Below are 21,432 nucleotides of genomic sequence, written 5' to 3' on the forward strand. Positions count from 1 at the left end.
ATGGAAATGGAAGCCACGCAAGCACCTTAAAATCACCATCATACACTAAATCAGTAAGTTGGCAGCATTACCTGATACGAGAAGCTTATAAATTTTTTCCAGATCGTCGATATTTCGAACGCGGATTAACAGCCGACGCTGTTCTAATTGCATCACCAACACGCCATCTTCCGACAAGTTCATCGCTTTGATTCGGCTATATTCAATCCAGACATTGGCGAAGAAAAAACCTTTTTGTTTAAAGATGATCTTCGGAATGCGGATCCAGAATATATAAAAACCCATCAGAGCCAGTGCACTTAATAACCATGTTGTTATTAGCGCGCCATGATTCGTGACGTTGTTATAGATAAGAATGACAATCAATCCGACGAAGATAACGCTATCGATGCGACCACGCCGGAGCAAAGGAATTGCCAGCAGGGTGGGGCCGTTACGGCGGGGCATGATGAACTGATCGTAGATCGCGAAGGCCAGGAGTGCGGCGATGAAAAGAATCAGTACCAGGTCCGTGATTGTCATTAATCCTCCAGATAAAAAAACGGGGCCAAAAGGCCCCGGTAGTGTACGACAGTCTTACAGTCCCAGCAGGCCGCAAGCGTAACCAGCGATACCGATGACGAAGAAGCCAACGATGATCCACAGCGGGTTAACTTTTTTGCGCAGCAGCCACATACAAGCAAATGTCAGCAGCAGTGGTACAAGGCCTGGCATTAACTGGTCAAGAATAGTTTGCACGGTGGTGACACGGGTCTGTCCATCCTGCCCGGTGATGGTCGAAACCACCAGCGGGATGTTGACATGTGTCCACTTGTTAACCAATGCCCCCATGACAAACAGGCCGAGGATAGACGCCCCTTCCGTCAGTTTTTGCAGGAAGCCACCACCCATATCTTTAACGATATCGATACCTTTGGAGTAACCATACGCTACGCCGTAGTAACGGGTTGCCAGACGCACCAGGTTAAACAGGATGAAGAACAGCAGCGGACCTAACAGGCTGCCGCTCATCGCGATACCGGCACCCAGTGCTGCAAATACCGGACGTACGGTTCCCCAGAAGATCGGGTCGCCTACACCAGCCAGCGGCCCCATCAAACCGACTTTGATACCGTTGATAGCACCGTCATCGATCTCTGCGCCATTAGCACGCTGTTCTTCCAGCGCCAGGGTTACGCCGAGAATCGGTGCAGCCACGAACGGCTGGGTGTTAAAGAACTCCAGGTGACGGCGAATAGCTTGTTTACGAGCTTCGTTGTTCTCAGGGTAGAGGCGACGAATTGCCGGTACCATAGAGAAGCAGAAACCCAGTGCCTGCATACGTTCGAAGTTCCATGAACCCTGGAAGAGGTTAGAACGCAGGAATACGCCACGAATATCACTTTGAGTGAGTTTTTTCTCGGTGGTAGTTTGAGTTGTATCAACCATTTCGCTCACCTGTTAGTCCAGTTCGTTATCGAGATCGTTGTTACCAGCTGCCTGAGCAGGCGCACCGGCTACGCGGTTGTATTTCGGGCTAAGTTGGATGTAGAGCACTGCCATAACAGTACCAATCACACCCAGAGCAACCAGGTTAAAGTTGGTGAATGCTGCGGTTACGAAGCCGAGGTAGAAGAACGGCATCAGGTAGCCAGCACGCATCATGTTGATAACCATCGCATAACCAACCACCACGATCATGCCCCCGGCGATATTCAGACCATTGGTCACCACTTCCGGAATCGCATTCAGCATGTTCTGTACTTCGCTGGTACCAACAGACAGCGCAACGATGACGGCCGGAATAGCCACACGCATTGCTTGCAGGAACAGAGAAGAAACGTGGATCCAGGAAATCGCTGTCAGGTTGCCGTTATCAGCAGCCTTATCCGCAGCGTGCTGGAAAGCAACGGTAATAGTACGAACGATGATGGTCAGTACCTGGCCCGCAGCGGCCAGAGGGATTGCCAGTGCGATACCTGCACCAATGCTCTGATGACCTGCGATAACCAGAATGGTAGAAATGATAGAAGCCAGAGCGGCGTCAGGCGCAACTGCAGCACCGATGTTCATCCAGCCCAGCGCGATCATTTCCAGCGTACCACCGATAATAATACCGGTTTTCATATCCCCAAGAACGATACCCACCAGGGTACACGCGATTAGCGGACGGTGAAACTGAAATTCATCGAGGATTGATCCCATACCTGCGATACAGGCTACGATAAATACCAGCACAATTTGAAGAGTGGTAATCTCCATTGTACTTCTCCTGTTTACGTAAGACTTAAGTGTGAAAACTGAATGATAATCAACACAATACGTTACTTATCGATTTTGCTGATCAGATCCATCATTTTCAGTTTCGGATCGGTGGAAACCTTACGGACTTCCAGCTCAATACCGCGTGCATTCAGTTTTTTGAACGCCTCGATATCTTTTTCATCAACCGAAACCGCGTTATTCACCTGGGTTTTACCCTGACGGAATGCCATACCACCGACGTTAACAGAGGTGATTTTCACGCCGCCTTCAACGAGACGCTCTACATCTGTTGGGTTGGTAAATAACAGCATTACGCGTTCGCCAGCATATTTCGGGTTGTTGTAGACGCGAATCATTTTGGCAACATCAACTACGTGTGCTGTTACGCCCGGAGGTGCAACCTGGGTGAGCAGTGTCTTACGAACGGTATCCGCAGCCACTTCATCACTAACAACAATAATACGGGAGACATTGGTTTCTTTGGTCCAGCGGGTGGCGACCTGACCGTGAATCAGACGGTCGTCGATACGCGCAAGGCCAATAACCATGTAGTCGTTTGGCCCCATTGGTTTTGCCGGAGTTGGAGCCGCTTTTGGTGCTGCGGCAGCGGGTGCTGGCGCGGCTTTTTCAACCGGTTTGGCTTTCAGTGCTTTCACGCCTTCACGGCCTGTTTCTACTGCCAGCGCAACCAGTTCATCAAAGCTCGGGTCATCATCACGGGCCATTAACGTTTCCACGAGCATTGGAATGTTAACGCCTGCAATGACTTCATAATGCTCTTTGTCGACGACAATGCGGCTGGCAGCATTGAACGGGCTGCCTCCCCATGTATCAACGAGAAACAGCACGCCTTTAGTGGTGTCGAGTTTTGCCAACTGAGCGTTGTATTTTTCAATCAGCGTTTCGGCATTTTCACCTGGAACGAAATCGATCCAGCCGACGTTTTCCTGCTCGCCTAACAGCATTTCTGCCGTTTTAAGCAACTGCTCTGCAGCCCAACCATGTGTGCCTATAACAATAGCAATGGTCACTTGCTACCTCCTTTATTATCGTTAACACCTCAACGTGCCAGATGTATTTTTGAATCGTCGTCCACAATCGAATCGATTCAGATAAGGGCTACAACCAAAAACCCCTGCGTTTCGCGATTTATTTTAGATATCGAAAAAATTATTTTATGTGATGAAGATCCGTAATTTAACTTTCGATTATCAGAAATTTCGAAAGGTAAAATATCCTTGTCACATTCGTTTGCAAAGGAAGGTAAATCTTTGCCAAATCAGAGGCGTCTCTGATATGTTTAACTCCCGTTTAACAACCATGGAGTATAGGGCAGTAGCCCGCAGTATGGATCGTCACCGACGTCATTTCAGCATCAGGCCTTTTAACGCCTGCCTTTCTGGCACTCTATGCCGCACCTTTCGTTTGCATTTTGTCGTTACGCCTGCATTATTTCTGGCGTCGAATAGCTATTCCTTAAGCAGGAGCTTGTCATGGAATTCTTAATGGACCCCTCAATTTGGGCGGGGCTACTCACGCTTGTTGTTCTCGAAATTGTGCTGGGTATCGATAACCTGGTCTTCATCGCCATTCTTGCTGACAAACTGCCGCCAAAACAACGCGATAAAGCGCGTTTGCTGGGGTTATCACTGGCGCTGATTATGCGTCTGGGGCTGCTGTCGCTGATTTCATGGATGGTCACGCTGACCAAACCGCTATTTACCGTCATGGATTTCTCCTTCTCCGGACGCGATCTGATTATGTTGTTCGGGGGGATATTCTTGCTGTTCAAAGCAACAACCGAACTGCATGAACGGCTGGAAAACCGCGATCATGATTCCGGCCACGGTAAAGGCTACGCCAGTTTCTGGGTGGTCGTCACACAGATTGTCATCCTTGACGCCGTCTTCTCGTTGGATGCGGTAATTACTGCAGTAGGGATGGTTAACCATCTGCCGGTGATGATGGCGGCGGTAGTGATTGCGATGGCGGTTATGTTGCTGGCATCGAAACCGCTGACGCGATTCGTTAACCAGCACCCCACGGTGGTGGTGCTCTGTCTGAGCTTCCTGTTAATGATTGGTCTGAGTCTGGTGGCAGAAGGTTTCGGTTTCCACATTCCGAAAGGTTACCTGTATGCCGCGATTGGCTTCTCGATCATTATCGAAGTGTTTAACCAGATTGCGCGTCGCAACTTTATTCGTCACCAGTCGACTTTGCCGCTGCGAGCGCGTACTGCCGATGCCATCCTGCGTTTGATGGGCGGGAAACGTCAGGCCAATGTTCAGCACGATGCCGATAACCCGATGCCGATCCCGGAAGGTGCATTTGCCGAAGAAGAACGGTACATGATTAACGGCGTACTGACGCTGGCGTCGCGTTCTCTGCGCGGGATCATGACGCCGCGCGGTGAAATAAGCTGGGTTGACGCTAATCTCGGGGTCGATGAAATCCGCGAGCAACTGCTCTCTTCACCGCACAGTCTGTTCCCGGTATGTCGCGGTGAACTGGATGAAATCATCGGTATCGTACGTGCTAAAGAACTGCTGGTGGCGCTGGAAGAGGGCGTTGATGTGGCGGCGATTGCTTCGGCGTCTCCGGCGATTATCGTCCCGGAAACCCTCGATCCGATCAACCTGCTGGGCGTGCTGCGTCGCGCTCGCGGGAGCTTTGTTATCGTGACCAACGAGTTTGGTGTGGTACAAGGCTTGGTCACGCCGCTGGATGTGCTGGAAGCCATTGCGGGTGAATTCCCGGACGCTGACGAAACGCCGGAAATCATTACCGATGGTAACGGCTGGCTGGTAAAAGGCGGTACAGATTTGCATGCCTTGCAGCAGGCGCTTGATGTTGAGCACCTTGCCGATGACGATGATATCGCGACGGTCGCGGGCCTCGTGATCTCGGCAAATGGTCACATTCCCCGTGTGGGCGATGTGATTGATGTAGGGCCACTGCATATCACCATCTTTGAAGCCAATGATTATCGTGTTGATCTGGTTCGCATTGTTAAAGAGCAACCGGCGCACGATGAAGATGAGTAAGCGTTAACGTAACGACATAATGGGCGTGATATGTCCATTATGCCGGGCGGGCGGCGGTTGGCTGCCCGCCAGCCATTTGGGAAAATCACGTAGCGGCATCGGCTGTGCGTACAAATACCCTTGCAAAATATGCACGCCATGACGGCGCAAATACTTCGCCTGTTCTTGCGTTTCCACGCCCTCCGCCACCAGTTCAATATTCAGTCTTTGCCCCAGCGCGATGATGATATCGGTCACCGTCGAGTTAACCGCGTCAGAACCTATAGCTGCGGTAAATGACTTATCAATTTTCAGCACGTCAGGACGTAATGTTTCAAGCCAGGAAAACGAGCTGTTGCCGGTGCCGAAGTCATCAATCGCCAGTTTGACGTTTTTACGATGCAGCTCGCGGGCAATCCGATAATCAACATCCAGTAAGGCATCGCGTTCGGTGATTTCGAGGATCAGTTGCTGAATCGGGTGAGCGCTAAACCAGTACTGATTGAGATCTTTTATCAGCACACCACGGCGAAAATGGCTGGGTGCGACGTTAATGCCAACATGAAACTGACTACTCATCGGGAAAACATGGTGCTGACGAATGGTTTCTGCCATCACATAGTGGGTCAGTGGCACAATTAAATGATGTTCTTCCGCGATAGGAATAAACACATCCGGTGAAATCCAGCCCTGACGCGGATTATTCCAGCGCAGCAAAATCTCTACACCAATACATTGCTGGCTGCGCGCATTAAGCAAAGGCTGACAGAACAATTCGAACTCATGTTGCGCCAGGCCCAGATTAATTTCGCGGGAAAAGCTCATCCGGTAAGCGGTCGCCAGCCAGGCGATATAGCCCACCAGTAAACTTAGCAGCACCGCCAGCGGTAATTGTGTTGGAAGATAGTGCCATGCCAGCGCCGTAGCCCCCGGACCATTTACGTTAATGGTAAAAGGAAAGCTTTGCGAAGAAACCTGATAGTTTTCATTGTCTTCAGGTTGCGGAAGGGAATCTACCAGCCCATTACCATAGAGCAAATGCCGTTTGTCCACCGTCAGGCTGGCGCTACTGATTTGCGGCAGTTGTGGCTCAAGGAGCATTGCCGTCAGTAAGTCGATGTTAATCATCTCTATGACCCCAGCATTGCTACTGCCCGCTGCAGGCGTCCATTGAATCAAAACCGGACTGCCTTTAATCAGGGCACGGTCGATCGTCAGGCGTAAAAGTGGTTGCGGTGCAGGAAGTTCAGCCAGAATGTCCACGACGGGCACATTGCGATAACCAAAAATGCTGGAGCAATAAAGTGTGCCGTCTTGCACCAGGCCAATGGATCGCACAGTTTGGAGTTTTGCCGCCTGTTTACGTAATGGCAAATGGGCGACAGAGCAGGGCAGACCAATCAGCGGAAGCAAGACTTTGCTACCTGCCTGTAGGGGAAGCAGTACTTTATCTAATTCCTCTACAGCGTGATTGGCGAATTGTACTACCCGTTGTTGATTTAAGTTACGCTGTGAAATAAATCGCACGCTCAGGGTCGAAGCGAGCGTAACGAGTGCGCAAATCGTACAAACAATCATTCGATTACGGCGATAGGTTTTAATGATCCGTTGTGCTTTTTGCATGCGGGCCACCCTGTAAGCGTATGGCGACAAACGCCTGACGCAACAGTGGAAGTGTAGTGGGGAATATTACAGCAGACGAGAAAGCGGGTATAAATTCGCCCATCCGTTGCAGATGGGCGAGTAAGAAGTATTAGTCACACTGGACTTTGATTGCCAGACCACCGCGTGAGGTTTCGCGGTATTTGGCGTTCATGTCCTTACCGGTTTCGTACATCGTTTCGATGACCTTATCCAGCGAGACGCGCGGTGCACTGGTGCGGCGCAGAGCCATCCGTGCGGCGTTAATCGCCTTCACAGAGGCAATGGCATTACGCTCAATGCACGGCACCTGAACCTGCCCTGCAACCGGGTCGCAGGTTAAACCAAGGTTGTGTTCCATGCCAATTTCCGCCGCCACGCAAACCTGTTCCGGGCTACCGCCCAGCAGTTCTGCAAGACCCGCAGCAGCCATTGAACAGGCAACACCCACTTCGCCCTGGCAACCAACTTCCGCACCGGAAATAGAGGCGTTCATTTTATACAATGCACCAATCGCGCCCGCTGCCATAAAGTAACGGGTATAGATGTCTGGGCTGACCGATTCAATAAAGTGGTCATAGTAAGCCAGCACTGCCGGAACGATACCGCAGGCACCGTTGGTTGGCGCAGTTACCACACGACCACCGGCGGCGTTTTCTTCGTTAACTGCCAGCGCAAACATGTTTACCCAGTCAATGACATTCATCGGATCGTTAGACAGTTTATCGCTGGAAACTAACATCCGGCGCAGGGCAGACGCACGACGTGGCACGCGCAGCGGGCCTGGCAGTACACCTTCGGTGTTCATCCCGCGATCGATACATGCCTGCATGGTTTGCCAGACATGCGCGAAATACTCGTCGATCTCTTTCTTGCTGTGCAGCGCCAGTTCGTTCTGCATAGCGAGACCAGACAGCGAATAGCCGGTTTCATTACAGTACGCGAGCAGTTCGGTGGCAGATTTGAACGGATACGGCACGCTCACTTCGTTGGCAGCATCCTGACCAAAGTGTTCTTCATCGACGATAAAACCGCCGCCGATGGAATAATAAGTTTTGCTGTAGACGACTTCATCGCCGTTATAGGCGTGGATTTGCATACCGTTTTCATGCAGCGGCAGGTTGCCGTTATGAAAACGCATCCCGTTGTCGCGCGGGAAATCCACTTCATGCCGTCCCTGTGCCAGCAGCAGACGTTCGCGCTCTTTTACGTCGCGAATAAAACCGGGAATACTGTCGATATCCACGGTGGCAGGTTCGTTACCTGCAAGACCCATAATAATGGCGATATCGGTGTGGTGGCCTTTACCCGTCAGCGACAGTGAACCATAAACGTCCACGGCAACGCGAGTAACGCTATCCAGTAAGCCTTTTTCGACCAGATCATCGACGAACTGTTTACCCGCCTTCATAGGCCCTACGGTATGGGAAGATGAGGGACCAATCCCCACCTTAAACATGTCGAATAGACTAATCACGATAATACTCCTGACAAGGTGACTGGACTTCCAGTAACGAACTAATAACAGCGCATAGTGTAAGAGGGAACGCGGCGACTGGCTTAACTATTCACATGAATTAAACTAATCAAAAACCGCGATTTAACTAATATTGCGATGATTGTCTCAAGTAGTGTTTTGTAGATGTAAAGATAAGTATAGTCAGGGGGTCACACCAATTTGCAGCGCCAGCTCACGAATTATGCCTGCGGTCATTCCCCATACAAAATACTGTTCGTACCAGGACAGCCATACCCGATGTGAATCGCCACGGCGGTAGATATCTAAAGGGTGATAACGACCCAGATGTAATGCCTGGGCGAGCGGCATTTCAAACACCGCCGAGACTTCATCTTCACTGGCGCGATACGGCAGATCGGGCGGGATAATGCCGACCACTGGGGTTACTTGATAGCCAGTTACGCTATCGACGGGCGGCAGCACGCCGATAACTTCAACGGCGGAAGGCGGTATAGCGACCTCTTCTTCAGCTTCGCGCAGCGCGGCGGCGATAACTGATGCGTCCGTGTCATCGACTGCACCTCCAGGGAATGCCACTTGTCCAGCGTGTTTACGCAGATGAATTGAACGCTGAGTCAGCAACAACCCCGGTTGCGGTCGACGGACGATGGGGATTAACACGGCAGCCTGACGATGATTTAGGGGTTCCCGGTTAATTTGCGGGCGCAAAAGTTGAAAGCGAGATAAAAAATCATCAAGCGTCAGGCTACGGTATTCCACGTCTTACTTCTCCAGTTGGCGTAATATCTTATTAACTTTATCAAAAGTTTCCTGATATTCCGCTTCTTCCTGGCTATCGGCGACAATTCCACCGCCCGCAGAGCAGTATATTTGTCCGTTAATGGCAGTCAGCGTGCGGATAGTAATGCTGGTATCCATGTTGCCGCAAAAGCTCAAATAGCCAATGCTGCCGCACCAGGCATTACGTCGCTGCGGTTCCAGTTCGTCGATAATTTCCATAGCCCGTACTTTCGGAGCCCCGGTTATTGAGCCACCAGGAAAAGCTGCGCGCAGCAGATCGCTGGCGTGTAACTGTTCTGGTAGTCGCGCCGTTATAGTGCTGACCAGATGATGCACGGCAGGGAAGGGTTCCACCACGAAGAGCTCTGGTACTTTTACCGAACCGGCTACGGCAACACGACCGATATCATTACGCATTAAATCGACAATCATCAGATTTTCGGCACGATCTTTCGCTGAGTTCGCCAGTTTTTCTGCTTGTTTGCTATCTTCCTGAGGATCGGGCAGGCGTGGTAGCGTGCCTTTAATCGGGCGAGTCTGGATTTCACTATTATCACAAAGAATAAACCGCTCTGGCGAAAGGCTTAAAATTGCACCCTGTTCAAGACGTAAAAAAGCGCTAAATGGCGCGCGGTTGGCCTGATTAAGCTGAAGGAATGCCTGCCATTCATCGCCAGAATAGGTCGCATGAAAACGCTGGGCGAGATTCACCTGATAGCAATCACCGCTGTGCAGATATTCCTGTACCTGGCGAAATTTTTCGCCGTACTGCTCGTGGGTCATATTGGATTGCCAGTCGGAAGTGAGCGTGAAATCTTCCTGCGGCGAGAATTGCTGGCTTTCCAGCCAGGCCCGACGGGCATTGACATCATTATGACTCAGCAAAGAAACTGTATGACGCTGGTGGTCGACAATGAGCGCCCAATCGTAGATACCCACTGCCATATCCGGCAGAACGATATCTTGTTCCGCAATTTCTGGCAGTGACTCAAAACGGCGGCCCAGATCGTAGCCAAACAACCCCAGTGCGCCGCCCTGAAATGGCAAATCTTCGTTATGCGTTGGGCGAATGTCTGCGCGATCCAGCACCTGCTGGAGCACCTGTAGCGGGTCATCAGTGGTCGTTGTGCGTTTTTCGCTTTCACTAACAACGGTTTCTTTACCTAAAGTGGTTAAAGTGCAAATCGGATCGGCGACCACAATATCAAAGCGGCTATACGGATGATCGGCATAGCCGGAGTGTAAAAGCATCGCCCACGGCAGGTGGCTTAAGCGGGAGAAATAAAATTCAGCGGCGTCCTGACGCCAGGGTAAAGTAATCACAGTGGGAGATAACGTCTTCATCAGTCCTGACTCTACTGGCTATGTGCCGGGTAGCATGAAATAATTAGCGCCAACAATTTAGCAGGAGTTAACAATGTTTGCAGGTTTACCTTCACTCATCCATGAACAGCAGCAAAAAGCTGTCGAGCGGATCCAGGAACTGATGGCACAAGGGATGAGTAGCGGCCAGGCAATCGCGCTGGTGGCAGAAGAGCTGCGTGCCAACCACTCCGGCGAGCTAATCGTGGCGCGTTTTGAGGATGAAGACGAGTAACACACTAATCCGTATCGATTTCGTTATAGAAGCCGATGATCATTTGATTGTGAGAAAAAGGACGCTTTTTATATGTGATTAAAAGCGTCCTGACCCATTTATGCTGATATAAATTTAACTCAGACCAGTGCTTTTAGTTCTTCCTGCATATATGTTGAAAAGTATTCAGGATTTTTAATCACAGAGCGTTCACCTGTCTCCATTTTTTTTGCCCATCCAACCATTTTTTCCGTGAACCCAGGGTTCCAGCCTTCCTGGTCAGCTCGCGCCGTAATATCAGCGGCACTCGCGGGTACTCCCAGTTCTTTTAAATATTTAAAGATTCCCTTCGCCGTGCTTTCATTCATCGAACTTGGTGTTGGCGCTGATACATCCATGGCACCAATGAAATCCAGGGCTTTATCTATTACAGCAGGCATATTCTTATCCTTAAAATTAACCATGTTATCGATAAGGCTATATATGACCTTAATTTGCATCTAATATCAAAGGGATTATAACGATATGGCACGAGTTAACCTGTTGACATTCAGGTGTTTTAAAGGTAGCAGCTCATGGTGTGTTATCCAGTAAGATGGAGAAAATTAACGGTCAGCCCGCACGCTATAACCAGATTGTTCAGCTAAGAAAGAAAACCAGAGTTGCTAATCAAAGGGCGAACACAACGGCATGGTTATGTTTATTTATATAGTTAGTTTTATAGATAAAATTGAAATTATAAATATAAATAATGAATTAGCAGAAGCATCAACAGTAATATCTTATTCTCTGGTCGATTTATGTAAAACCGACCAGTATTATCGATAAATTATCGTCTGACTTATTTTGCTTCGATAAAGCTTACACCGCAGCCACAATCTTAATTTCAACTTTATACTTCGGGTTCATCAAACCCGCTTGTACCGTGCAGCGCACCGGCGCATGACCCGCGACAACCCAGGCATCCCACGCTTTATTCATCGCCGCGAAGTCGTTTTTATCGGCCAGGAAAATGGTGGCATCCAGAATGCTCGATTTATTGCTGCCCTGTTTTTCCAGCACGGCGTCAATCTGTGCCAGCGTGTTGGCGGTTTGCTCAAAGGCATCGGCGTCGAGGTTTTCCGGTACACCAGTGTAGTAGAGCGTGTTGTTGTGGATTACTACATCAGACCAGCGGGCTTCAGCATCGATACGAACGATAGTCATCATTTTGTCCTCATTATACTTCCATTTTCGTGCTGCAAAGACTGCCACAATGTGAGGTTGCCGTCACCACTTCAACTGGCGAAAGCGCCCTCATCCTGACATAATCCCTGTTCAAATCAACAGGGGGTAGTGTGACGGACGATTTTGCACCAGACGGTCAGCTGGCGAAAGCGATACCAGGCTTTAAGCCGCGAGAACCACAGCGACAGATGGCGGTAGCCGTCACCCAGGCGATAGAAAAAGGCCAGCCGCTGGTGGTGGAAGCAGGAACCGGTACGGGCAAAACCTACGCTTACCTGGCTCCTGCGCTGCGGGCGAAAAAGAAAGTCATTATCTCGACCGGCTCAAAAGCGTTGCAGGATCAGCTCTACAGCCGCGATTTGCCAACAGTCTCAAAGGCATTGAAATATACGGGCAACGTGGCGCTGCTGAAAGGGCGCTCAAACTACCTCTGCCTCGAACGTCTCGAACAGCAGGCGCTGGCGGGGGGCGATCTGCCGGTACAAATCTTAAGCGATGTGATCCTGCTGCGCTCCTGGTCTAATCAAACAGTCGATGGTGATATCAGCACCTGCGTCAGCGTGGCGGAAGATTCACAGGCGTGGCCGCTGGTCACCAGCACCAACGACAACTGTCTTGGCAGCGACTGCCCGATGTATAAAGATTGCTTTGTGGTCAAAGCACGTAAAAAAGCGATGGACGCCGATGTGGTGGTGGTAAACCATCATCTCTTTCTGGCGGATATGGTGGTTAAAGAGAGTGGATTTGGCGAGTTGATCCCTGAAGCGGACGTCATGATCTTCGACGAAGCCCACCAGCTACCGGACATTGCCAGCCAGTATTTTGGTCAGTCACTCTCCAGTCGACAACTGCTCGACCTGGCAAAAGACATCACCATCGCCTACCGCACCGAATTAAAAGACACCCAGCAGTTACAAAAGTGCGCTGATCGTCTTGCCCAGAGTGCGCAGGATTTTCGTCTGCAACTCGGTGAGCCAGGTTATCGCGGTAACCTGCGTGAGCTGTTAGCTAATCCGCAAATTCAGCGGGCATTTTTACTGCTCGATGACACCTTGGAACTTTGTTATGATGTGGCGAAACTGTCACTGGGGCGTTCCGCCTTGCTGGATGCGGCATTTGAGCGCGCCACGTTGTATCGCACACGGCTGAAGCGGCTAAAAGAGATCAATCAGCCGGGCTACAGCTACTGGTACGAATGCACTTCGCGCCATTTTACTCTGGCTCTCACGCCGCTCAGCGTGGCGGATAAATTCAAAGAGTTAATGGCGCAAAAGCCCGGTAGCTGGATCTTCACCTCAGCAACGCTGTCGGTGAACGACGATCTGCATCATTTCACCTCGCGGCTTGGGATAGAACAGGCGGAGTCGTTGCTATTGCCAAGCCCGTTTGATTACAGCCGCCAGGCGTTACTCTGTGTGCCGCGCAATCTGCCGCAAACCAACCAGCCAGGTTCTGCTCGCCAGTTAGCGGCAATGCTGCGACCGATCATCGAAGCTAACAACGGTCGTTGTTTTATGCTTTGTACCTCGCACGCCATGATGCGCGATCTGGCCGAGCAGTTCCGCGCTACCATGACGCTTCCCGTTTTGTTGCAGGGGGAAACCAGTAAAGGCCAACTGTTGCAGCAGTTTGTCAGTGCCGGTAATGCGCTTCTTGTGGCAACCAGTAGTTTCTGGGAAGGGGTGGACGTGCGTGGCGATACATTGTCATTGGTAATTATCGACAAATTGCCGTTTACCTCGCCGGATGATCCACTGTTAAAAGCGCGCATGGAAGATTGTCGTTTGCGCGGTGGCGACCCGTTCGATGAAGTGCAACTACCAGATGCCGTCATTACTCTCAAACAGGGGGTAGGTCGACTGATTCGCGACGCCGACGATCGTGGCGTGCTGGTGATTTGTGACTATCGGCTGGTGATGCGTCCTTACGGCGCGACGTTTCTCGCCAGTCTGCCGCCCGCGCCACGCACCCGTGACATTGCCCGTGCGGTTCGTTTCCTTGCGATACCATCCTCCAGGTAATTTGTTACGGAGTATGGTATGATGCGCGCCTTTTTATTGATCTAAGCACGAAGACCCATGCGAATTCTGGCTATCGATACCGCGACAGAGGCCTGCTCTGTCGCCCTGTGGAACGACGGTACTGTCAACGCTCATTTTGAGCTTTGCCCTCGTGAACATACTCAACGAATCTTACCGATGGTGCAGGATATCCTGACCACCAGCGGAACTTCCCTGACTGATATTAACGCTCTGGCTTACGGGCGCGGCCCCGGTAGCTTTACCGGCGTGCGCATTGGTATTGGCATCGCGCAAGGGCTGGCGCTTGGCGCGGAATTACCGATGATTGGCGTCTCCACGCTAATGACGATGGCGCAAGGGGCGTGGCGCAAAAACGGCGCAACACGCGTGCTGTCAGCCATTGATGCGCGAATGGGCGAAGTTTACTGGGCCGAATATCAGCGTGATGAAAACGGTATCTGGCACGGTGAAGAAACCGAAGCCGTACTCAAACCCGAACTCGTTCATGAACGAATGCAACAGCTTTCCGGCGAATGGGTGACGGTAGGGACGGGCTGGCAAGCCTGGCCGGATCTCGGTAAAGAGAGCGGGCTGGTTTTGCGCGATGGCGAAGTGTTACTCCCCGCTGCAGAAGATATGCTGCCGATTGCTTGTCAGATGTTTGCCGAGGGTAAAACGGTGGCGGTGGAACATGCCGAGCCGGTTTATTTGCGTAACAACGTCGCATGGAAGAAACTTCCGGGCAAAGAATGAATCTTAAGAGTATGCCCTGAGAAAAAAAGGAGTCGCATCATGGCGGTTCAAAAGAATGTTATCAAAGGCATACTGGCAGGTACGTTTGCGCTAATGCTGAGCGGTTGTGTCACTGTGCCGGACGCCATTAAAGGCAGCAGTACCACGCCGCAACAAGATTTAGTTCGGGTGATGAGTGCGCCGCAGCTGTACGTTGGTCAGGAGGCACGCTTTGGTGGCAAAGTGGTTGCGGTACAAAACCAGCAAGGGAAAACCCGCCTGGAAATTGCTACCGTACCGCTGGACAGCGGAGCTAGGCCGACGCTGGGAGAACCTTCTCGCGGTCGCATTTATGCCGATGTGAACGGTTTTCTGGACCCGGTGGATTTCCGTGGACAACTGGTTACGGTAGTCGGGCCAATCACCGGTGCGGTTGACGGCAAAATCGGCAATACGCCCTATAAATTTATGGTGATGCAAGTAACGGGTTACAAACGTTGGCATTTAACCCAGCAGGTGATTATGCCGCCTCAGCCGATTGATCCATGGTTTTATGGCGGTCGTGGCTGGCCCTATGGCTACGGCGGATGGGGCTGGTATAATCCCGGCCCCGCGAGAGTACAAACAGTTGTAACCGAATAATTGCTTGTTTTTAAAGAATGCAGAAACAGCGGCTGGTCCGCTGTTTCTGCATTCTTACGGTAAAGATAAAAATAAATAGTGACGCGCTTCGCAACCTTTTCGTTGGGTAATTATCAAGCTGGTATGATGAGTTAATATTATGTTAACGGCGTGTATATCATTTGGGGTTGCGATGACGACGAACACGCATTTTAGAGGTGAAGAATTGAAGAAGGTTTGGCTTAACCGTTATCCCGCGGACGTTCCGACGGAGATCAACCCTGACCGTTATCAATCTCTGGTAGATATGTTTGAGCAGTCGGTCGCGCGCTACGCCGATCAGCCTGCGTTTGTGAATATGGGGGAGGTGATGACCTTCCGCAAGCTGGAAGAACGCAGTCGCGCGTTTGCCGCTTATTTGCAACAAGGGTTGGGGCTGAAGAAAGGCGATCGCGTTGCGTTGATGATGCCTAACTTATTGCAATATCCGGTGGCGCTATTTGGCATTTTGCGTGCCGGGATAATCGTCGTAAACGTTAACCCGTTGTATACCCCGCGTGAGCTTGAGCATCAGCTTAACGATAGCGGCGCATCGGCGATTGTTATCGTGTCTAACTTTGCCCACACTCTGGAAAAAGTGGTTGATAAAACCGCCGTTCAGCACGTAATTCTGACCCGTATGGGCGATCAGCTATCTACGGCAAAAGGCACGGTAGTCAATTTCGTTGTTAAATACATCAAGCGCTTGGTGCCGAAATACCATCTGCCAGATGCCATTTCATTTCGTAGCGCACTGCATAACGGCTACCGGATGCAGTACGTCAAACCCGAACTGGTGCCGGAAGATTTAGCCTTCCTGCAATACACCGGCGGCACCACAGGTGTGGCGAAAGGCGCGATGCTGACTCACCGCAATATGCTGGCGAACCTGGAACAGGTCAACGCCACCTATGGGCCGTTGCTGCATCCAGGTAAAGAACTGGTAGTAACGGCACTGCCGCTGTATCACATTTTTGCCCTGACCATTAACTGCCTGCTGTTTATCGAACTGGGTGGGCAGAACCTGCTTATCACTAACCCGCGTGATATTCCAGGGTTGGTAAAAGAGTTAGCGAAATATCCGTTTACCGCTATCACTGGCGTTAACACCTTGTTCAATGCGTTGCTGAACAATAAAGAGTTCCAGCAGCTGGATTTCTCCAGTCTGCATCTTTCCGCAGGCGGTGGGATGCCTGTTCAGCAAGTGGTGGCAGAACGCTGGGTGAAACTGACCGGACAGTATCTGCTGGAAGGTTATGGCCTGACCGAGTGCGCGCCGCTGGTGAGCGTTAACCCGTATGATATTGATTATCATAGCGGTAGCATCGGTTTGCCGGTGCCATCGACGGAAGCCAAACTGGTGGATGACGACGACAACGAAGTACCACCGGGTCAACCGGGTGAGCTTTGTGTCAAAGGACCGCAGGTGATGCTGGGTTACTGGCAGCGTCCGGATGCTACAGATGAGATCATCAAAAATGGCTGGTTACACACCGGCGACATCGCGGTGATGGATGAAGAAGGATTCCTGCGCATTGTCGATCGTAAAAAAGACATGATTTTGGTTTCCGGTTTTAACGTTTATCCCAACGAGATTGAAGATGTCGTCATGCAGCATCCTGGCGTACAGGAAGTCGCGGCTGTTGGCGTACCTTCCGGCTCCAGTGGTGAAGCGGTGAAAATCTTCGTAGTGAAAAAAGATCCATCGCTTACCGAAGAGTCACTGGTGACTTTTTGCCGCCGTCAGCTCACGGGATACAAAGTACCGAAGCTGGTGGAGTTTCGTGATGAGTTACCGAAATCTAACGTCGGAAAAATTTTGCGACGAGAATTACGTGACGAAGCGCGCGGCAAAGTGGACAATAAAGCCTGAGCGTTAAGTCAGTCGTCAGACGCCGGTTAATCCGGCGTTTTTTTTGACGCCCACTAAAGAGAAAACAATTTGAATTACCAAATGATTACCACGGACGATGCGCTGGCTTCTTTGTGTGAAGCCGTCCGTGTCTTTCCGGCGATAGCCCTGGATACTGAATTTGTTCGTACGCGCACTTATTACCCGCAGCTGGGGTTGATTCAACTTTTCGATGGCGAGCATCTGGCGCTAATTGATCCTCTCGGGATCACCGACTGGTCACCGCTGAAAGCGATCCTGCGCGATCCGTCCATCACAAAATTTCTCCATGCAGGCAGTGAAGATCTGGAAGTGTTCCTCAATGTCTTTGGCGAATTACCACAACCCTTGATTGACACGCAAATCCTTGCTGCCTTCTGCGGACGCCCGATGTCATGGGGTTTCGCTTCCATGGTGGAAGAGTATTCCGGCGTTACGCTGGACAAGAGTGAATCGCGCACCGACTGGCTGGCCAGACCGCTGACCGAACGTCAGTGTGAATACGCAGCGGCGGATGTCTGGTATCTGTTACCGATCACCGCCAAGCTTATGGTAGAAACGGAGGCCTCCGGCTGGCTACCTGCGGCGCTGGATGAATGCCGCCTGATGCAAATGCGTCGTCAGGAAGTCGTTGCGCCGGAAGATGCCTGGCGTGATATCACCAATGCCTGGCAGTTACGCACACGCCAACTGGCCTGTCTGCAACTGTTAGCCGACTGGCGACTGCGCAAGGCGCGAGAGCGTGATCTGGCGGTGAACTTTGTCGTGCGTGAAGAGCATTTGTGGTCGGTCGCGCGTTATATGCCGGGAAGTTTAGGCGAACTGGACAGCCTGGGTTTATCCGGTAGCGAAATCCGCTTTCACGGTAAAACGCTGCTGGCGCTGGTGGAAAAAGCGCAGACATTGCCGGAAGATGCCTTACCGCAGCCGATGCTTAACCTGATGGACATGCCTGGTTATCGTAAAGCGTTTAAAGCGATTAAGTCGCTGATTACTGACGTGAGCGAAACGCATAAGATCAGCGCCGAATTGCTGGCATCGCGTCGGCAAATCAACCAACTGCTGAACTGGCACTGGAAACTGAAACCGCAGAACAATTTGCCGGAGCTGATTTCCGGCTGGCGTGGTGAGCTGATGGCGGAAGCATTACACAATTTATTGCAGGAATATCCGCAGTAAAATCTTCCGAAGCCGGACTGGGCGCGCTCAGCGCCACATCCGGCTTTGGCAAACTACAAATCCAACACCAGGCGTTTACCCTTCGCACGCGAACAACAGATCAACATACTTTGCTGGCTGGCACGCTCTTCATCGCTAAAATACTGATCCCGATGGTCAGCTTCACCTTCCAGTATTGCCGTTTCGCAGGTTCCGCATACCCCTTCACGACATAAACATTCCACTTTCGCGGCTTTATTATTTTCAATAACCTGCAAAATAGTCATCTCTTCCGGCACCACAAACTCTTTTCCGGAACGGGCAAGCACCAGGGTAAATGCATCGCCGGTTTTGTCTTCGATAGCAAATTGCTCAAAGTGCAGTGTATCGGCGGCGATGTCCAGACGCGCAGCTTCACTTCTTACCGCTTCAATTAGCGCCTCGGGGCCACAGGTATAAACGTGTGTGCCAGGTTCGATATCCGCCAATAATCGCGCTAATTCCAGTCGTGTTCCGGTTGATGAATGATGCAAATGGACTTTCTCAGCCTGCGGATGCTGGACTAGCTCAGCACGAAATGCGCAACTTTCTGGATTTCGCGAGCAGTAATGTAGCTGCCAGTCGATGTCGCTGTGTTGCAACTCTGCCATGTGCGACAGGAAAGGGGTGATACCAATACCGCCCACGATAAACAGATGCTTTCTGGCTGAGGGAATTAGCGCAAACAGGTTATTAGGCGTTGAGATCGTTAACCGATCGCCCACTTTTACCTGCTGATGCAAAAAGCGGGAACCGCCGCGCGAGTTTTCTTCCAGTCGAACGGCAATCTGATAACTAGAGGTGTTATGCGGTGAACTCAGTAGTGAATACGCATTGCTGTACTGGTTATCACCATCGCTCATCTGCACTAGGATGTGACTTCCTCCGGTGAACGCAGGCAGCGGTTTGCCATCGGTTGCCACCAGCGTGAAGCGTTTCACCTGTTCGGTAAGGGGTTCAACCTGGCTCACCTGTACTTCAAACATTTGATAGTCTGACATTGCTGTACTCCATCAAAAATCAGCCCAGCGGCGGAAAATACCGCCGCCGATGTCATTAGTCCTTAAACACCTGCGCCAGCAGATTATGGAAATGGGCGATACCATGTTCGGAAATGCCACTACCGCTACTGTCGGCCATGATGCGCCCCTGACCACGATAGCCACGCGATTTCAGCCCTTTCTGTACGCTTTCAACCAGACGTAAATCTTCCGGATGGAACACATCGCGATACCACTCAATCAGCGATTTTTGCTCGTCGGTTAACTCTTCATTGGTGAAGTAAATATCGTAGTTTTGCAGGGTAGTTTCAGAATCCACCGGGAATTCATAAATGACCGTCATCATCCCTTTGATCGGGGTGACGTTCAGCATCGTGCACGGCCACAGCCAGAAACCGTGGAATGCCGCATCCGTACCCTCTTCAAATTTAAACGACTGTTCGGACGGTTTGGCGAAACCGTATTGCAGCGTCCAGTTACCGTGCATGGTGTGCCAGTAACGATCAACCTGTACGGAGTCGGAGAAACCTAGATGCGCCGGACCACAGTGATAGCACTCGAGATAGTTATCGACAATGTTCTTCCAGTTGGCAGGCGTGCGGGTGGTAAAGCGGGCCGCTAGTTTCAGATTGTGGACTTCCGGGCAGGCTTCCAGCACTTTCGCGCCCAGACCGGTGTATTGATTCACTTGAAGTACGAAAAAAAACCGGGAGGACATTGGATTATTCGGGTTCTGATGGGATTAGATTTGGTGGGGCTTGCAAGCCTGTAGCGCAAATTTTAGTCGTTAATCAATGAAACGCGAAAGATAGTAAAAAATTGCTTTTGTTTCATTGAAAATACGAAAAACAAAAACACTGCAAATCATTTCAATAACAGCTTCAAAAAACGTTCAAAACCGATAACAACCAGGCTGTAACCAAATGACTCATATCACAAATCAGCTCATGCCGTTTAGGTATGTTACATGTGTGATTATGTGAGGTGAAGTATGTTTTAGCTGGTTCATGGTTGTTATACGGCTTTTTTTACATCTTGTGGTTCTTGTGAAGGAGCTACAAGACCTTCCTGTTCATAAATACCATACTTTGACAAAATCTTTTTACGAGTATCTGTTGGTAATGATTCAAGCATTTTGGCTGTTTGTAAGGTTTGCTGCGAAATACCTTGCAAATCAGCCTGGATGGAATCATCGGAAGAAAAAATCTCAGGCATAAGAGCTTCAAATCCTTTCTTTCTGAACAACTCAATCGCAGAATGCAGTTCCTTGTCCTCTAACAATTCGACAATTGCGATCAGTTTAGTTTTCAATGTGCTGCGGTCAGGTTGAGAATTTTTATTCTCTTGATTATTTTTATGCTCAACCATTGGCATGCTCTGACTTTGGATAAACCACTCTATTGGACGCCCTGTTGCGTAGGCTATTTGTGCTAATCGATCTAAAGACGGGTATGTCTTGCCAGACAGGTAGTTTCTGATAACCCCATCAGAAAGTCCGCACTTAGCTGCAAACGCCCGGCTTGATTCTCCATTCATTGCCTCTTCAAGGCGTTCCTTGAAACGCATTATTTCCGGGGGCATAAAAATGCGCTCTGCATTTTTGCTTTCTTTTTCACCTGTCATGCCCAATCTCTCTGTTATATAAAGAATTTTACAGAATTCTTTGATTTGCACTGGTTAAAATAAAAATGCGCATAGCTTTTGAATTGAGCATTTTTCTGCGCTATCGTTTTTCCCGATAGCGGTAGCCGGTATCAGTTACCGAAAACGTTAAGAGAGTAAGGATCGCAGAATGTCAGCAAAAAACCAAGACTGGCACGCAGAGCAGATAAAGGCTGCTGTTCGTATGAAGGGGAAGACACTATCTCAATTATCCAGAGAGGTGAGGTAGCCTGAGTTTAACGGACACTCCTTCCTGAAATAGAATGGCATCAGAAGGAGCTAATAATGAGCAGAAAA

Annotated in this window: 21 protein-coding genes and 1 pseudogene; 9 read left to right on the top strand and 13 right to left on the bottom strand. The window is 50.4% G+C overall.

Translation table 11 applies throughout. The annotated features are described in order from the left end of the window. Positions 1-45: 45 nt before the first annotated feature. The 4 genes from ABZJ92_RS14425 to manX form a co-directional block, all read right to left on the bottom strand. Complete coding sequence (locus ABZJ92_RS14425; protein ID WP_000156246.1) at positions 46-522, bottom strand: DUF986 family protein; 477 nt, start codon at positions 520-522, stop codon at positions 46-48. A gap of 54 nt (positions 523-576) precedes the next feature. Continuing rightward, positions 577-1,428 (bottom strand): PTS mannose transporter subunit IID, encoded by an 852-nt coding sequence (gene manZ, locus ABZJ92_RS14430; protein ID WP_001331209.1) that lies wholly within the window; start codon positions 1,426-1,428, stop codon positions 577-579. 12 nt (positions 1,429-1,440) lie between these two features. Then, on the bottom strand, positions 1,441-2,241 hold the full coding sequence (gene manY / locus ABZJ92_RS14435; protein ID WP_000406926.1) for a PTS mannose transporter subunit IIC: 801 nt from the start codon (positions 2,239-2,241) through the stop codon (positions 1,441-1,443). Positions 2,242-2,303: 62 nt separating this feature from the next. Then, on the bottom strand, positions 2,304-3,275 hold the full coding sequence (manX, locus tag ABZJ92_RS14440) for a PTS mannose transporter subunit IIAB (RefSeq protein ID WP_000150543.1): 972 nt from the start codon (positions 3,273-3,275) through the stop codon (positions 2,304-2,306). A gap of 316 nt (positions 3,276-3,591) precedes the next feature. Between manX and ABZJ92_RS14445 the strand changes: the two genes are divergently transcribed. Together ABZJ92_RS14445 and yoaE are read left to right on the top strand one after the other, a co-directional pair. Next, a complete protein-coding gene (locus ABZJ92_RS14445) occupies positions 3,592-3,750 on the top strand; it encodes a protein YoaL (protein WP_001327808.1) in 159 nt (52 codons plus the stop codon). After that, positions 3,738-5,288: a CNNM family cation transport protein YoaE gene (yoaE, locus tag ABZJ92_RS14450; RefSeq protein WP_000394974.1), complete on the top strand. Its 1,551-nt coding sequence runs from the start codon at positions 3,738-3,740 to the stop codon at positions 5,286-5,288. The genes ABZJ92_RS14445 and yoaE overlap by 13 nt, the downstream gene beginning before the upstream one ends. A 3-nt stretch (positions 5,289-5,291) precedes the next feature. Here the strand turns inward: yoaE and ABZJ92_RS14455 are convergent, their stop codons facing one another. From ABZJ92_RS14455 to pabB, 4 genes are all read right to left on the bottom strand, one after another. After that, positions 5,292-6,890 carry an EAL domain-containing protein gene (locus tag ABZJ92_RS14455; RefSeq protein WP_005049862.1) on the bottom strand — a complete coding sequence of 533 codons (1,599 nt, stop codon included), beginning with the start codon at positions 6,888-6,890 and terminating at the stop codon, positions 5,292-5,294. Between the two features lie 130 nt (positions 6,891-7,020). Further along, on the bottom strand, positions 7,021-8,385 hold the full coding sequence (sdaA, locus tag ABZJ92_RS14460; RefSeq protein WP_000624314.1) for an L-serine ammonia-lyase: 1,365 nt from the start codon (positions 8,383-8,385) through the stop codon (positions 7,021-7,023). Positions 8,386-8,568: 183 nt separating this feature from the next. Beyond that, on the bottom strand, positions 8,569-9,147 hold the full coding sequence (locus tag ABZJ92_RS14465; protein ID WP_000456710.1) for a CoA pyrophosphatase: 579 nt from the start codon (positions 9,145-9,147) through the stop codon (positions 8,569-8,571). A 3-nt stretch (positions 9,148-9,150) separates the two neighbouring features. Then, complete coding sequence (gene pabB / locus ABZJ92_RS14470) at positions 9,151-10,512, bottom strand: aminodeoxychorismate synthase component 1 (protein WP_000855039.1); 1,362 nt, start codon at positions 10,510-10,512, stop codon at positions 9,151-9,153. A gap of 73 nt (positions 10,513-10,585) precedes the next feature. Between pabB and ABZJ92_RS14475 the strand changes: the two genes are divergently transcribed. Further along, on the top strand, positions 10,586-10,765 hold the full coding sequence (locus ABZJ92_RS14475; RefSeq protein ID WP_000457325.1) for a YoaH family protein: 180 nt from the start codon (positions 10,586-10,588) through the stop codon (positions 10,763-10,765). Positions 10,766-10,884: 119 nt separating this feature from the next. On the opposite strand, the gene ABZJ92_RS14480 is transcribed toward ABZJ92_RS14475, so the two are convergent. Next, the gene (locus ABZJ92_RS14480) at positions 10,885-11,184 is read right to left on the bottom strand and encodes a DUF1889 family protein (RefSeq protein ID WP_001111995.1); all 300 of its coding nucleotides are present in this window, start codon (positions 11,182-11,184) and stop codon (positions 10,885-10,887) included. A 421-nt stretch (positions 11,185-11,605) separates the two neighbouring features. Beyond that, entirely contained in the window at positions 11,606-11,950 is a 345-nt protein-coding gene (locus ABZJ92_RS14485) for a RidA family protein (RefSeq protein ID WP_001295493.1), read from the bottom strand. A gap of 131 nt (positions 11,951-12,081) precedes the next feature. Here ABZJ92_RS14485 and ABZJ92_RS14490 point away from each other — a divergent pair, with 131 nt between their 5' ends. The 5 genes from ABZJ92_RS14490 to rnd all read left to right on the top strand — a co-directional run bounded on the left by ABZJ92_RS14490 (position 12,082) and on the right by rnd (position 18,454). Next, a complete protein-coding gene (locus tag ABZJ92_RS14490) occupies positions 12,082-13,992 on the top strand; it encodes an ATP-dependent DNA helicase (RefSeq protein WP_000128851.1) in 1,911 nt (636 codons plus the stop codon). A gap of 57 nt (positions 13,993-14,049) precedes the next feature. Beyond that, positions 14,050-14,745: a tRNA (adenosine(37)-N6)-threonylcarbamoyltransferase complex dimerization subunit type 1 TsaB gene (tsaB, locus tag ABZJ92_RS14495; protein WP_001220997.1), complete on the top strand. Its 696-nt coding sequence runs from the start codon at positions 14,050-14,052 to the stop codon at positions 14,743-14,745. Positions 14,746-14,784: 39 nt separating this feature from the next. Beyond that, a complete protein-coding gene (gene yeaY, locus ABZJ92_RS14500) occupies positions 14,785-15,366 on the top strand; it encodes a Slp family lipoprotein YeaY (protein WP_000290582.1) in 582 nt (193 codons plus the stop codon). Between the two features lie 205 nt (positions 15,367-15,571). Continuing rightward, the gene (gene fadD, locus ABZJ92_RS14505; RefSeq protein WP_005049882.1) at positions 15,572-17,257 is read left to right on the top strand and encodes a long-chain-fatty-acid--CoA ligase FadD; all 1,686 of its coding nucleotides are present in this window, start codon (positions 15,572-15,574) and stop codon (positions 17,255-17,257) included. Between the two features lie 81 nt (positions 17,258-17,338). Next, positions 17,339-18,454, top strand: coding sequence for a ribonuclease D (gene rnd, locus ABZJ92_RS14510; protein WP_005049885.1), 1,116 nt, complete (start codon positions 17,339-17,341; stop codon positions 18,452-18,454). A gap of 53 nt (positions 18,455-18,507) precedes the next feature. Here rnd and yeaX read toward each other — a convergent pair whose 3' ends face one another. The 3 genes and pseudogenes from yeaX to ABZJ92_RS14525 all read right to left on the bottom strand — a co-directional run bounded on the left by yeaX (position 18,508) and on the right by ABZJ92_RS14525 (position 21,096). Beyond that, positions 18,508-19,473 carry a carnitine monooxygenase reductase subunit YeaX gene (gene yeaX / locus ABZJ92_RS14515; protein ID WP_001287023.1) on the bottom strand — a complete coding sequence of 322 codons (966 nt, stop codon included), beginning with the start codon at positions 19,471-19,473 and terminating at the stop codon, positions 18,508-18,510. A gap of 55 nt (positions 19,474-19,528) precedes the next feature. After that, positions 19,529-20,158 (bottom strand): annotated as a pseudogene (yeaW, locus tag ABZJ92_RS14520) (carnitine monooxygenase, oxygenase subunit YeaW); the annotation flags it as partial. A 329-nt stretch (positions 20,159-20,487) separates the two neighbouring features. After that, the gene (locus ABZJ92_RS14525; protein ID WP_000145453.1) at positions 20,488-21,096 is read right to left on the bottom strand and encodes a helix-turn-helix domain-containing protein; all 609 of its coding nucleotides are present in this window, start codon (positions 21,094-21,096) and stop codon (positions 20,488-20,490) included. A 169-nt stretch (positions 21,097-21,265) separates the two neighbouring features. Between ABZJ92_RS14525 and ABZJ92_RS14530 the strand changes: the two genes are divergently transcribed. Next, positions 21,266-21,364, top strand: a complete 99-nt coding sequence (locus ABZJ92_RS14530) for a helix-turn-helix domain-containing protein (protein WP_071829130.1) — start codon at positions 21,266-21,268, stop codon at positions 21,362-21,364. The last annotated feature ends 68 nt before the right edge of the window (positions 21,365-21,432 follow it).

Origin of the sequence: Shigella sp. FJ200513, from assembly GCF_040495915.1 — a bacterium.
Classification (GTDB): domain Bacteria; phylum Pseudomonadota; class Gammaproteobacteria; order Enterobacterales; family Enterobacteriaceae; genus ECMA0423.